Origin of the sequence: Brevibacillus sp. SKDU10 (assembly GCF_001645205.1) — a bacterium.
In the GTDB taxonomy this organism is placed as follows: Bacteria; Bacillota; Bacilli; order Brevibacillales; family Brevibacillaceae; genus Brevibacillus_B; species Brevibacillus_B halotolerans.
The window spans coordinates 12,473-27,999 of record NZ_LSSO01000171.1; the positions used below are offsets into that span (position 1 = coordinate 12,473).

Consider the following 15,527-nt stretch of genomic DNA (forward strand, 5'->3'; position numbering starts at 1 on the left):
TGTGTGCGCTGGAGACACTTTTTCTACCAATGGAAAACCTACCAATTATTGGAATGAGGGGTGTATGTATAAGCATGTTTGACAAGCAAAATGTAGAAGATATTTACTTTTTATCTCCCATGCAAGCAGGGATGCTGTTTCATTCCTTAAAAGACGCAGAGCAACATACATACTTTGAACAGCTCGATTTTCCCATACAAGGCGAATTAAGTGTCGAGCTTGTGGAACAGGCAGCCAATCAATTGATTAGTCGTTACAGCATTCTGCGCACTGCTTTACTTTATAAAAATGTAAGCAAGCCATTACAAGTGGTACTCAAACAACGTCCGATCAAGGTGGAGTATCGCGATATACGCCATCTGAATGAAAAGCAGCAGCATGCCTACCTGACTGATCTGAAAAATGCGGATAAAGCGAAGGGTTTTTCCCTGTCAGGCGATCCACTGATTCGATATACCGTCGTACAGAGGGGGGACGAAAGCTGGAATCTGATCTGGAGCTACCATCATATTTTAATGGATGGTTGGTGTTTCGGCATTGTGCTGGATGATTTTTTCAGACTGTATGAACAGGCTCGCACGAATAAGCAGCTTCCAATGGATAGAGTCGTACCCTACAGTCGCTACATCAAATGGTTGGAGCAACAGGATCAAGAAGAGGCGCTTGATTATTGGAAAGTCTGCTTGCAAAACTACGACCAGCAGACCACTTTACCATCACCTTATCCGAATGGTGTCAAAATCGAATCGGGTTACCGCCAAGAGGAACTTTTCTTCAAGTTTGATGAGGCAACTACTACAGAGCTTTCCAAGCTAGCGAAGAAATATCAGGTGACAATCAACCATCTGTTTCAAGCAGTCTGGGGCATTTTGTTGCAACGCTACAATAACAATGACGACGTAGTATTCGGTGCGGTAGTAAACGGTCGTCCTTCTGAGATCGAGGGCATTGATAAAATTGTAGGAGTCTGCATCAATACGATTCCAGTCCGTGTTAAGGGTGGGAGTGGGATTACATTTGAACAGCTCGTGCAGGAGATTAAAAACCAAGCTCTCTCCTCAGAGAAATACGCCTATGTGTCTCTCGCTGATATCCAAGCGGTCTCTGACGGTGGGCAGCAAGAAATGTTTGACAATATCATTGTTTTTCAGAATTACCCGCTTAAATCAGAATTAGGACACTACGGCAGTGGTCGCGACTTAGGCTTTACACTTGGGAAGCTAGAGGCGTTTGAACAAACCAACTACGGGATCAACGTGATTGTCGTACCTGGTAAACAATTGACACTTACATTCAATTACAACGCCAATAAATATACGAACGAGTTTATCCACCGGATCGGACGGCATCTTCAAGTGATTATTCAACAGATCACACACAACCCAGAGATTTCTGCTCAAAAGATCAATATCGTTACGGAAGACGATGTAAACACGCTGGCAAGATGTAACGAAACTACAGCCGATTATCCACTAAACAAAACGATTCATCAATTGTTCGAGGAACAGGCGGCTCGGACAACTGATCAGGTGGCTGTGGTTCATGACGGGGAGTCGATCACCTATGCGGAGCTGAACCGTAGAGCGAATCAACTGGCTCATTGCTTGCGTGATCGCGGGATACAACCATCCGAGATCATTGGCATTATGGCGGAACGTTCGATTCCAATGGTGATTGGTTTGCTTGCTATTTTAAAAGCAGGAGGAGCCTATCTACCAATCGACCCTGAATATCCATCGGAACGGATTACCTATATGTTGAAGGACAGTGGAGCGCGCCTACTGTTAACTGACAAAAAGTCAGAGGTTGAGCAGATATGTAGCGGTGAGGTGCTACAGCTTTCCGAAATACCGGAATCAGACAATCATAGTAACCAAAATCCAGAGCGCATAAATACCTCACAGGATATTTTGTATGCCATTTATACTTCAGGGACAACGGGAAAGCCAAAATGTACTCTGGTCAAGCATCGCAATCTTGTGAACCTGATCAGCTTTGAATACGCGAGCACCTCACTTACATTCGATCGAGTGATGCAATTTACAACGATTAGTTTCGATGTTTGTGCGCAGGAGATTTTTTCAACTTTGCTCAGAGGTGGAGAGCTGCACATTATCGCTAGTGATGAAAAACGAGATGTGCTTCGTCTGCTTCAGTTTGTGGAGAAACATCAGATTGAAACGGCTTTTTTACCGACGGCACTAGTTAAATTCATCATCGCAGAGCCGCTTTATGTGGAAAAAATGCCTGTGAGTCTCAAGCATATCGTCACAGCAGGCGAGCAATTGGTGATTCCAGCTTCGTTCATAGATTATCTTCAAAAGCATGAGCTTCAACTGCACAATCACTACGGTCCGTCTGAAACGCATGTCGTCACCACACTGACCATGAAAGCAGGGGACAGTCTTTTAGAGCTTGTACCAATTGGTCGTCCGATCGCAAATACCCAAATCTACATCTTGAATCGCTTCAATCAATTGCAACCAGTGGGGATTCGTGGAGAAATCTATATCGCTGGCGAGAATGTGGGAGCAGGATATCTAAACCAGCCAGAGCTAACGTCAGAGAGGTTCGTCGATGACCCATTCCGTCCAGGTTATAAGATGTATCGCACTGGTGACGTGGGGAGATATCTAGCAGATGGCATGATTGAGTTTCAGGGACGGATTGACCATCAGGTAAAAATACGTGGCTACCGAATCGAACTAGGTGAGATTGAGGCGCAATTACTTAACCATCGTGCGGTACAAAAAGGATTCGTCACTGTTTATGAACAGGGGGGTACCCCAGGTTTGTGCGCATACTATGTTCCAGCCGAGCCAATTACGCAGGAGGAGCTTCGCAGTGATTTGGGACAAATCCTTCCTGATTATATGATTCCTTCGGCGTTGATTGAACTAGAAGATATGCCGCTCACACCAAACAATAAGATTGATCGTCGTGCTTTGCCTAAGCCAGACATGCAATCAGGGCGTATCTATGTAGCTCCTTCTAATCCTACAGAAGAGGCTTTGACAGTGATTTGGTCGGAAATTCTGGGGGTACCACGGCTAGGGGTGACCGATCATTTCTTTGACTTGGGCGGTCATTCGCTTAAGGCAACCATGCTGGTATCGCGTATGTATAAGCAGTTCAATGTCGATGTGCCGCTCAAGGTAATTTTCCAGCGTCCTACCGTACGTGAACTGGCTGCTTATGTTACTCAAAAGGAGGTGGGGAATTACCTATCGATTCAGCAAGCAGCGCCGACTGAGGATAATGAGTATACAGCCACACCTGCACAAAAACGGATATTTGTCATCAGTCAGTTCGAAGGTGTGGAGACCAGCTATAACATGCCGATGATGATTGATATCGAGGGAGAGATAGACCTTACCCGTCTGCGTGATGCATTAGATGAGATGACTCGCCGACATGAAGCATTGCGCACCTCTTTTGCTATGAAAAAGGATCATCTGGTACAACGCATCCAGCTAAACGCAGAAATTCCGCTGATAGTGAAGGAAGCGATGGAAGAAAATGTGGCTGATGTGATCACATCGTTGATCCGGCCGTTTGATCTAGGACTTGCACCACTGGCACGGGCTGCACTAGTACGATTAAATGCGAGACGCTCTGTTCTCCTAATCGACCTGCATCACATAATTGCAGATGGTGTTTCTATTCATTTGTTTTTCCAAGAATTAGGGAAGCTGTATAGCGGTCAAGACCTGCCAATGCCCCACCTTCAGTATAAGGATTACGCTGTTTGGCAACAAGAACGGCTGAGCGATCGTGAAGCCCGTAAGCAGGCATCTTTCTGGCAAGAACAATTTAAAGGTGAGTTACCAGTGCTCCAAATCCCGACTGACTACCCGCGACCGGCTATGCAAAGCTTTGAAGGTGACCGTATTGGTTTTGAAATAGATACCGATTTGACAAACAAACTTAAAGAGTTATCAGCACAAAATGGTTCTACGCTGTTCATGACCCTTTTGGCTGCCTACAATGTATTACTTGCCAAATATACGGGTCAGCATGATATGATCGTCGGTTCAGCTATCGCCGGTCGACAACATGCCGATCTGGAGTCGATTATCGGGATGTTTGTCAATACGATCCCACTTCGGAATAAGCCAAACGCAGATAAAACGTTTCGGATGTTCCTACATGAGGTCAAGGAGAATCTGCTTAAAGCCTACGAGCATCAGGATTATCCGCTCGAATTATTGCTAGAACAACTTGGATTACGCCGTGACCTAAGTCGCAATCCGTTGTTTGACACCATGTTTACCTTGCAAAATATCGAGCTGGGATTCGATGGGTTCACGGGATTAAAAACCAAACCGTATACATATAACTATCAAGTTGCCAAGTTCGACCTTACTCTGCAAGGGCGAGAGATGAACGATAAGCTGGTATTTGATTGGGAATATGCCACTAAGCTTTTTAAGCGTGAGACTCTTCAGAGGATGGCGAAGCATTATGTCCATATCCTCGCCCAAGTGGCAGAAAAGGTTGATCTATCAATCGAACAGATTGAGTTAGTGACAGATGCGGAAAAAGAGCAACTGCTCGATGGATTTAATCGGACAAGTCGTGATCATGAGCTGAACCAAACTATCCATGCATTAATTGAAGCGCAAATGCAAAAACACCCAGAACAGACTGCGGTGGTATATCAGGAACAACGCCTAAGCTACGGTGAATTGAATCATCGAGCTAACAATCTAGCCGCTTTTCTTCAGAAAAAAGGAGTGGGGGCTGAAAGCATCGTAGCAATTATGGCTGATCCGTCTTTGGAAATGATCGTTGGTGTCCTCGCTATCCTTAAAGCGGGAGGAGCCTTCTTGCCTATTGACCCTACGTATCCGAGCGATCGTGTGCAGTACATGTTATCTGACAGCAGCACGAAATGGATGCTGACCAACTGTGGTACGAATCTGGAGGCCCTTGACTTTGCTGGAGATATACTTGACCTGACTAATGCAGAGCTATATCCAGAAGGGCAAGCATTGCAGCCTACAGAAACCAACGAAAATCATCTTGCCTATGTCATCTATACGTCTGGTTCTACGGGACAACCAAAAGGGGTTATGGTGGAGCATCGTTCTCTCGTTAATCTGACTTTATGGCACCAATGTGAATATCAGCTTTCAGCGAACGATATCACTACTAAATATGCAGGCTTTGGCTTTGATGCATCCGTATGGGAAATTTTCCCCACATTAGTTGCGGGAGCATCGTTGCACGTACTAAGTCCTGATATCCGTCTCAGTATTGATCAGATGAACGAATATTTCGAAAAAAATCGCATAACAGTAAGCTTTTTGCCAACACAGATATGCGAAGCGTTCATGAATTTGCCTGAATCAAACCAATCACTTCGTTTGTTGCTGACTGGTGGTGACAAGCTCAAATCGTATACCCCTCAGCGTTACCAGTTGGTCAACAATTATGGCCCGACAGAAAATACAGTTGTTACAACTCGATATCGTATCGAGTCAGAGATGCCACACATACCAATCGGTCAGCCGATTCACAATGTCCGAGTCTATGTACTAAACCAAGCATCGCAGCTTCAGCCAATAGGTGTGCCAGGAGAGTTATGTGTGGCAGGGGACAGCTTGGCGCGTGGCTACTTGAACCGTCCTGACCTGACTGCTGAAAAATTCGTTGCTGATCCGTTTGAGCCTGGCGGACGTATGTATCGCACCGGGGATTTGGTCTCATGGAGCGAAGACGGTAATCTGATCTATCTGGGCCGCATAGATCAACAGGTAAAAGTAAGAGGTTATCGCGTGGAATTGGGTGAGATTGAAGCCCAACTCTTAACCTATCCAGAAATTACTGCCTCAGCGGTTACTATACACAACGACATGATTTGTGCTTACTATATCGCATCTAAGTCGATTGGCACGGATGAACTGCGCCAACATCTGGCTCGCATTTTGCCGGATTATATGATTCCCAGCCACTTTGCCGTCATGGAAAAATTTGCATTAACTGCAAATGGCAAGGTTGATTACAAGGCTTTACCGAAGCCGGATGCTACAATGCTTGCTCAAACCGAATATATTGCGGCTACCACCAGCATCGAAGAAACACTGGCAAACATCTGGGCCGATGTACTAAGCGTTGAGCGTGTCGGGGTGAAGGATAACTTCTTTGACCTTGGTGGTGACTCGATCAAGGCAATTCAGATTGTGGCTCGTCTGAACAGTCAAAACCTTAAACTGACAATCCGAGATTTGTTCCAAAATCCGACAATTCAGCAGGTGACACCCTATATCAGTGCTACCAGCATCGTAATTGAGCAAGGAGCAGTTGAGGGTGAAGTCAGATTGACGCCAATTCAAAGGTGGTTCTTTACTCAAGATTTCACTGATGCACATCATTGGAATCAGGCGATGATGTTAACTCATCCAGCGGGCATAGACGAAGCAGCTCTGCGCCAAGCCCTGCAAAAACTGGTGGAACATCATGATGCATTGCGGATGGTGTATATAACCAAGGAAGATGCTGCCGCTGAGGTTTGTCAGATAAATCGAAGCAACACAGGAGAGCTGTTTACTCTAGAAGTACTTGATTTGTTTGATGAATCGGACGTGAGGGAACGCCTCGAGCGAGAGGGAACGCGTATTCAATCTGGCATTAATTTGCAGGAGGGGCAGCTCGTCCAAGCAGGTCTTTTCCTTACGAAACAAGCTGACTATTTGATGATCGCGATTCATCACCTTGTGGTTGATGGTGTATCCTGGCGCATTATCCTCGAGGATTTGGAAAATGCCTATCAACAAGCCCTTTCCAAGCAACCAATCATCCTACCGCAGAAGACGCATTCCTATCAACATTGGGCACACGAGTTGGCGGATTATGCTTCAGGAAAAACAGTGCATAAGGAACTAGATTATTGGGTTCAGCTAGAAAAGAGCAAGGTGGCAAGTATTCCGGCAGATGACATAGCTGGTGGGAATACTTGGGGCGACATGCAGGTGATCACATCCACACTATCCAAAGATGCGACAAAGAACCTGCTCACGAGCGTTCATCATGCATATCAGACCGAAATAAATGATCTGCTCTTGACCGCATTGGGATTGGCCTTGCATGAGTGGACTGGTGAGAAATGTTTTGCCGTCGAGCTAGAAGGTCACGGTCGCGAGGATATCATCCATACTGTCGACATTAGCCGTACCGTCGGATGGTTTACCAGTATGTATCCGTTTGTGCTAGATATGTCCTCTATTTCAGATCTATCCTATCAAATTAAGATGATCAAAGAATCCATTCGTCAAATTCCGAATAAGGGGATCGGCTACGGAATTTTACGGTACATGAACAATTCGCTGGAAAAAGAGGCTCTAACCATGATCAAGCCTGAAATCAGCTTCAACTATCTGGGACAATTCGGCCATGGAAAATCCTCAACAGGTTTCCAACGAGCTGAGATGCCGACGGGTTCCTTGTTTAGCCCGTCAAGTAACCGTAGCAATTTGATCGACATTACGGGCAGTGTTGCAGACGACCAATTAACCCTGCACTGGATGTATAGCTCCCAGCAATACAATTCAGCCACGGTTGAACGCCTTGCTGAGGTGTACCGTTCCCAATTGATTCGCTGCATCGACCACTGTCTTACTAAAGAAGGTACCGATCTGACCCCAAGTGATGTAGGCTACAACAAGCTTTCTATCGACAAGCTTAATAAAATCTCAGGGAAACTCAAATCTATCAAAATCTAAGGAGAGGTAGTAAACCAAATGGGAGAACATGCAGAGATTAAGCTAATCCAACGGCTGTCCCCTCTCCAGGAAGGGATGCTATTTCATCACATACTGGATCGTAAGCACAGCGCTTACTTTGAGCAGATGCGTTTCAAGCTGGAAGGGCCGCTGAATCTTGAGGCCCTCCAAAAAAGTCTCAACCTGCTTATTGATCGTTACGATATTCTGCGTACGGTTTTCATGTACGAGGATTTGGAGGAACCGATCCAGATTGTTTTGAAGCAGCGTAGTACGACCATACATTATAAGGACATCTCGTCTCTTCCCGATGCAGAAAAAAGTAACCAAGTGGAAGCTTTCTGCCAGCAGGACAAAGCAAAAGGATTCGATTTGACCAGTGACTTGCTCACTCGTATGGCTGTACTCAAGACAGGGGAGGCTACCTATCAAGTCATCTGGAGCTATCATCATATCTTAATGGATGGCTGGTGCTTTGGAATCATTCTTGGAGATTTTTTCGAGTTCTATAAGCAGGTGAGTAACAACCTTCCTCTTAAATTAGATGCTGTGGTGCCGTACAGTCACTATATTCAATGGCTGGAAAAACAGGATCGAGAAGAGGCATTGGCCTACTGGAAACATTATCTCTTAGGCTACGAGGAACGGGTAAGCGTACCGGCTCAGCTATCAGCATCTCCATCAGAGAATGGCTATCAACCGCAGGAATATCTCGTGACCTTATCGACAGAGCTCACTGCTAAGCTGACCAGACTTGCACGCCATTATCAGGTTACGATGAACCATGTATTTCAGGCAGTGTGGAGCATCCTGCTTCAACGCTATAACAACACTGATGATGTTGTGTTCGGCGCAGTTGTTTCCGGCCGTCCATCTGATATCCCGGATGTGGAGAGAATTGTAGGGCTGTTTATCAACTCGATCCCAGTTCGCGTTAAGATACAAGACGGATTGACCTTTGAGGGCCTGCTTCAACAGGTAAAAAGTGGGGCACTTCATAGTGAAGCATATGACTATGTGTCGCTTGCCGATATCCAACAGCAGTCTAGTCTTCAGCAGAATCTGTTTGACCATCTGCTGGCGTACCAAAACTATCCATCACGAATCAGTACGGACGAATTGGAGCAGCAAATTGGTCTTCACATATCGAATATCGAGGTATTTGAGCAAACCAACTACGATTTTAATATCCTAGCCGCCCAATCCGACGACCAAATGCTAATTAAGTTTATTTATAACGGGCAAAGATTTACGTCAGATTTTATTCAAGGTATAAGCGGACATCTGATTAAGGTGATCGAGCAGATATCAGATGATGCTGGAATTGTAGTCAATCAGCTCGAAATCGTCACCGATGAGGAAAAACAGCGGCTACTCAACCAATTTAACCAAGAACAATGCCATAAACCATACACTCAAAGCATTGCCGAGGTATTCGAATCCTGGGCAGAATGTCAAAAAGATAGCATCGCCATCGTGTTCGGAGACGATCAATTAACTTATAAGCAATTAAATGAGAAAGCCAATCAGTTGGCCCGCCATCTGCAAGCGAAGGGAATTCGGGAAGAGCGTACGGTTGCTTTGGTATTAGACCGCTCCATTGAGATGATTGTGGCCATGCTGGCCATACTCAAGGCAGGAGGAGCCTATCTACCCATTGACCCTCAGTTTCCGGCTGAGCGCATCGGATTCCTGCTAAAGGATGCTGATGTTCAACTTGTATTGACCCAAGCACAGTTAATGAATTTGTATCCATGGCGGGTCGAAGCCATTCCTGTTGATGACAGCTCCCTCTACCAGGGTGATGCGAGCAACCTGCCGCCTCAGAGCGACGGACAAACTCTTGCGTTCATTCAATATACTTCCGGCTCAACAGGCAATCCAAAAGGGAATCTGACTACTCATGCCAACGTGTTAAGGACTGTGGTTAAGCCTAATTATGTCAATATCCGTGAACAAGACCGGATTTTGCAGTTGTCGAACTATATTTTTGACGGCTCTATCTTTGATATTTATGGAGCATTGCTCAATGGCGCTAGATTGGTGCTGATTAAACGTGAAGAGATGCTCGACATTACTCAACTGGCCCGGGTAATCACTAAGAATGGCGTCACCATGACACTGATGACAACGGCTTTATTCAATGCGGTGGTTGACGCAGACTTACGCTGTTTAGCTCCGTTGCACAAGATTTTATTTGGTGGGGAGAAGGTCTCGGTTCACCACGTCCGTAAAGCGATGCGTTATCTTGGTCCGAACCGACTTATTCATCTATACGGTCCGTCGGAAAATACCGTCTATTCGACATATTATTCGGTTGAACAGGTTTCAGCAGATGCATACACAATTCCTATCGGCAAACCAGTCAACCAAACTCAACTTTTTGTCCTTGATCAAAAGCAAAATCTCCAGCCAATCGGTGTTCCAGGAGAGCTGTGCATCGGAGGGGGAGGCTTAGTACGAGGTTATTTAGATCGCGATGAGCTGACCGAAGAAAAATTCATTCCACATCCCTTCCTACCTGGTGAGCGTATCTACCGTACTGGTGACGTAGTTAAGTGGCTTTCGGATGGAAACCTAGAATACGTCTCTCGTCTCGATCATTTAGTGAAAATCCGCGGTTATCGTATTGAGCCCGGCGAGGTTACTCATGTTTTGTTGCAACATCCAAAGGTGCAGGATGCTATTGTGGTTGATCGCAAAGACTCTAGCGGACTTGTCTGCCTCGTCGCATATTACGTAGGCAACGGGGTTGACCCAGATGAACTCCGACAGGCACTTGGCCAAAGCTTACCAGACTATATGATTCCAGGCTACTTTGTTGGAATGGAAAAACTTCCACTTACACCAAACGGAAAGGTTGATCGCAACCAGCTTCCTGAGATTAGTGAACAACTCCAACAGGCCTCCGAATATATCGCACCGTCAGACGAGCTGGAGACTGTCCTTGCCCAAATCTGGGAAGAAGTGCTGGGGCAGTCGAGGGTTGGAGTGAAGGACAATTTTTTCAGTATCGGCGGTCATTCAATCAAAGCGACCATGCTTGCATCACGCATCGGTATGCAGCTAGAAATTGATTTTCCGCTCAAGGCAGTGTTTCAATGTCCGACGATTCGCGGAATGGCTGATTTTATCCGCAATGCTACAGCGTGCGAATATACAGCAATCGAAAAGGTTGACCATAAAAAATATTATGTTACTACTTCTGCACAAAAACGCCTTTATGTTATCCAACAGTTCGAAGGAGCGGGGACCAGCTACAACATGCCTTTGATGCTCTCTATTCAGGGATCTCTCGATATACAGCGTACATGCTCTGTATGGAGAAGCTTGGTGGATCGTCATGAATCGCTACGAACCTCTTTTGCATTGGTAGATGGTGTTCTAATGCAACAGGTACATGAAAATTTGGAAGTGCCCTTCGAGGTGAGGGAAGAACCAGAGGCGAGCGAAGCAGAATTGAATAAGATTATCGAACAATTCATTCAACCATTTGATTTGAGCCAAGAGCCACTTGTACGCGGCCTAATCATCCGTGTTAGCGACACACGCTTTGTTCTAGTTGTGGATATGCATCACATCATCTCTGACGGTGTATCCATGAAGCTTTTGATTGAAGAGTTTAACCAGCTCTACCGTGGAGAAGAATTACCAGAGCTGCGTATTCAATACAAGGATTATGCTTCCTGGCTGCAGTCTCGGATGCAAGGCGGAGAGGCTGCGCGACAGGAAGAGTTTTGGCTACATACCTTTTCAGGTGAGTTACCAGTGCTTGATATGCCTACAGACTATGCGCGTGGTTCTGTTCAACAGTTTAAGGGGGATCGATATACCTTTACCTTGGATGAGAAGCAGACAGCGATGATTAACCGTTTCTGCGAGCGCAATCAGGTGACATTATTTATGACTCTGATCGCGGCGTATAATGTGTTGCTTTCTAAATATACCGGTCAGGAAGATATTATAGTCGGCTCACCTATCGCTGGGCGTCAACATGCTGAGCTGGAGCCGTTGGTTGGGATGTTCGTCAACACCTTGGCACTGCGTAACAAACCGACTGCTACCAAGAGCTTCCGGGAGTTTCTGACCGAAGTAAAAGAGAACCTGCTAAATGCCTATGAGCATCAGGATTACCCACTTGAGGAACTGATAGACAAGCTTAGCCTGCGTCGGGACCTTAGCCGTAATCCATTGTTTGACATGACATTTGCCGTACAAAATATAACGTTTACCGATCAAAATCTGCCGGCTTTAACAATCGACAACTACGCCTATCCATACAAGGTAGCGAAGTTTGATATGACAGTTCAGGTCGCAGAAATGGATGGCAGACTAATGTTTGATTGGGAGTACAGTACCTCTCTTTATCAACGAGAAACCATCGAGCGTATGGCGGGGCATTTGATTCAAATCATTAGCGCAGTGGTATTAGACTCGGATCAATTGCTTGCTCAGATTGACATGGTAACGACAGAGGAGAAAAAACAATTACTCACTACTTTTAACGATACGCAAGTGGATTACCCTGTTCATCAACTAGTGCATGAGCTGATCGAACACCATGCTGCAAAACGCCCAAATCACATTGCACTCATAGATGATTGGCAACAATTGACCTACCAGCAGTTAAACGAAAAAGCGAATCAATTAGCCCGCAAGCTGCGATCCAAAGGCGTTGGTTCGGAAAGCATCGTAGCCATCATCGCAGACCATTCGGTGGAAATGGCGATTGCTGTACTAGCAGTGCTCAAAGCCGGTGGTGCATTCCTGCCGATTGCTCCGGATTATCCTGTTGAGCGGATGGACTATATGCTTAAAGAGGCAGGTAGTAAGTGGCTGTTGATCCATACCAAATTACCAATCTCATTGGCTTTTGACGGAGAAATTTTGCTTCTCTCCGATGCTTCCTTGTATCAGGGTGAGACCGATAATGTAGAGCCGGTCAATACCTCCAGTAATTTGGCATATGTCATCTTTACTTCCGGTTCTACGGGGCAGCCAAAAGGTGTGATGATTGAACACCGTTCACTCATTAATCTCTGCTGTGGAGTTAAGGAGAAGTACGAGCTGACCTCGCAAGATCGAATGACCAAATACGCTGGATTCAGTTTCGATGCAACCATTTGGGAGATTTTCCCTTGCCTGACTTCAGGGGCCACTCTTCATCTACTGAGTGACGAGGTGCGCTATGATATCGAGCGTTTGCACCGCTACTATCAACAACATCAGATTACGGTGAGTTATCTACCGACCCAAATGTTTGAATTATTCATGGAATGGCCGACACAGAGCCTGCGCATCTTGAACACAGGCGGTGACAAGCTGAATCGCTTTATTCCACAGCCATGCCGTTTTATTAACAACTATGGTCCGACAGAAAATACGATATTAGCGACATCCTATGAAGTGACCAAGGCTCTGCCAAATATTCCGATTGGCAAACCCGCTAATAATGTACGCATACATGTGATAAACCGTCATGGACAGCTTCAACCAATCGGTGTGCCAGGTGAGCTATGCATTTCCGGGGCTGGTTTGGCGCGTGGTTATCTCAATCGGGACGATCTTACTAATACGGCTTTTACCTCTAATCCGTTTGTTGAGGGAGAAAGGATGTACCGTACAGGAGACATCGCCCGCTGGCTCCCAGACGGTAATCTTGAATTTCTCGGCCGTAAAGATCAACAAGTCAAAATTCGCGGCTATCGCATCGAGCTTGGGGAGATAGAAAGTCGTTTGAATGCTTTCGAGACAATTCAGATGGCAGTGGTGGAGCCTAAGGAATTAGAATCCAAAAAAGTCCTATGTGCTTATATCGTCGCAGATGAAGCTCCTGATTACGGTGAACTGCGCAAATACCTTGCCGTACACCTACCGGACTATATGATTCCGACGTTCTACATGACCTTGCCGAAGCTACCGTTGACAACTAATGGTAAAGTCGACCGAAAAGCCTTACCATTGCCCAGCACCGATGAGCACTACGGGAAACAATATGTCGCCCCAACCAACGAAACGCAAGAGCTGCTAGTAAAGATATTTGCTGACGTACTAGGGATTGATGGTATTGGGATTCAGGATAACTTCTTTGAACTCGGCGGTGATTCGATTAACGCAATCCAGATCGTGGCTCGTTTGGGCAATTATCAATTGAGGGCAGACATTAATCAGATTTTCCTGTATCCGACCATCGAAGAGCTCAGTCTCTATGTCAAACAGATGAAAAGTGTAGCGACTCAAGAGGAAATCGTGGGAGAGGTTCCGCTGACACCCATCCAACACTGGTTTTTTGCTCAACAAATGGCTGACCAGCATCACTGGAATCAATCGGTGATGTTGCATGCTCCAACTGGTTTAGAAGTGGAGATTCTTCGGGCTGTCCTGACAGAATTAATCAGTCATCATGACGCATTGAGAATGATCTATTCCATGGAATCAGACGGTCGTGTCATACAGATCAATCGAGGGGTCAAAGAGGCAGGCGAGAAAGCATTCAGCCTTGCAATCATCGACTTACGCAACGAGTACGACTCAGCCGTTTTGACCTCACGAATCGAGGCGGAAGCCACTCGCATCCAAGCGAGTCTCGACTTGACTCAGGGCCCGCTGTTCAAAGCAACCCTATTTCAAACTGCTTGGGGCGATCATCTGTTGCTTACCATCCACCATTTGGTCGTAGACGGTGTATCCTGGCGAATCTTATTAGAAGATTTACAGACTGCCTACGAGCAAGCACAACGAGGAGAAGTGATTCAGCTACCTGCCAAAACGCATTCGTATCAGGATTGGGCACGGGCTCTGAAGGAGTATGCTGACAGTAAAACGATCGCTAAAGAATGGGACTATTGGAAAAAGCTCGAAGCAATCCAGATACAGCCGTTGCCACAAGATCATATGGATGGAACGAATACATGGCAGAGTCTTCAAAGTAAAGTAGCTCATCTGACAAGCGAAGAGACAGATAACCTTCTCAAGCATGCTCCTCAAGCCTATCATACTGAGATTAACGACTTATTGCTCACAGCGCTTGCCCGGACGATTCACGAGTGGACAGGAGAGAGCAACATACTAGTCGATCTTGAAGGGCACGGACGTGAAGATATCATCAAGGAAATCAACATCAGTCGAACGATCGGTTGGTTTACTTCCCTGTATCCTGTCAATCTGACTGTCAGCTCTGAACATGATCTCTCTTATCAAATCAAGGCGACTAAGGAATCTCTCCGATCAGTCCCACAAAAGGGGATTGGGTACGGAATCCTTACCTATCTCGCCGGTTCAGACCAGCGTGAAGACTGCCAACTCACTAGAAAGTCTCAAATTAGCTTCAATTATCTGGGGCAATTCGAGCAGGCGAAAGGAGAAGGACTGTTGCAACCCTCTAACATGCCTAAAGGTCCGCTGTTTTGCCCCAATAGCAATCGCAGTTATCAGTTGGATGTTATCGGGAGTGTAAGTGAGAAACAGCTGCACATTCAAATCCTGTATAGTCAAAAGCATTATCAAGACAGCACAATCGCCAAGCTAGTAGATCGTTACATGCACCATTTACGCTTGATTATCAATCACTGCTTGCAAAAAGAAGGCCCTGATATCACCCCAAGTGACGTAGGTGACGAGGAGCTGACCTTCGAAGAACTGGACGACATTGCTGACTTTATCAATAATCTCTAGTCCACTGCCGTCCTGTTAACAAGGTTTAAAAGGGAATGTGAGCTGTTATGCTCAAAAACGACTTGCGGCTCACATATCTCTTCCTTGTTGCGTTCACTCATACATACCTAGGGAGAAAAAAATAGGGAG

Annotated in this window: 2 protein-coding genes; both read left to right on the forward strand. The window is 45.9% G+C overall.

All coding sequences use genetic code 11. The features are described 5' to 3' along the window. The first annotated feature begins 74 nt into the window (after positions 1–74). Positions 75–7,724 (forward strand): non-ribosomal peptide synthetase, encoded by a 7,650-nt coding sequence (locus AYJ08_RS15010; protein ID WP_064018410.1) that lies wholly within the window; start codon positions 75–77, stop codon positions 7,722–7,724. A gap of 18 nt (positions 7,725–7,742) precedes the next feature. Beyond that, a complete protein-coding gene (locus tag AYJ08_RS15015; RefSeq protein WP_064018411.1) occupies positions 7,743–15,398 on the forward strand; it encodes a non-ribosomal peptide synthetase in 7,656 nt (2,551 codons plus the stop codon). Positions 15,399–15,527 lie beyond the last annotated feature (129 nt).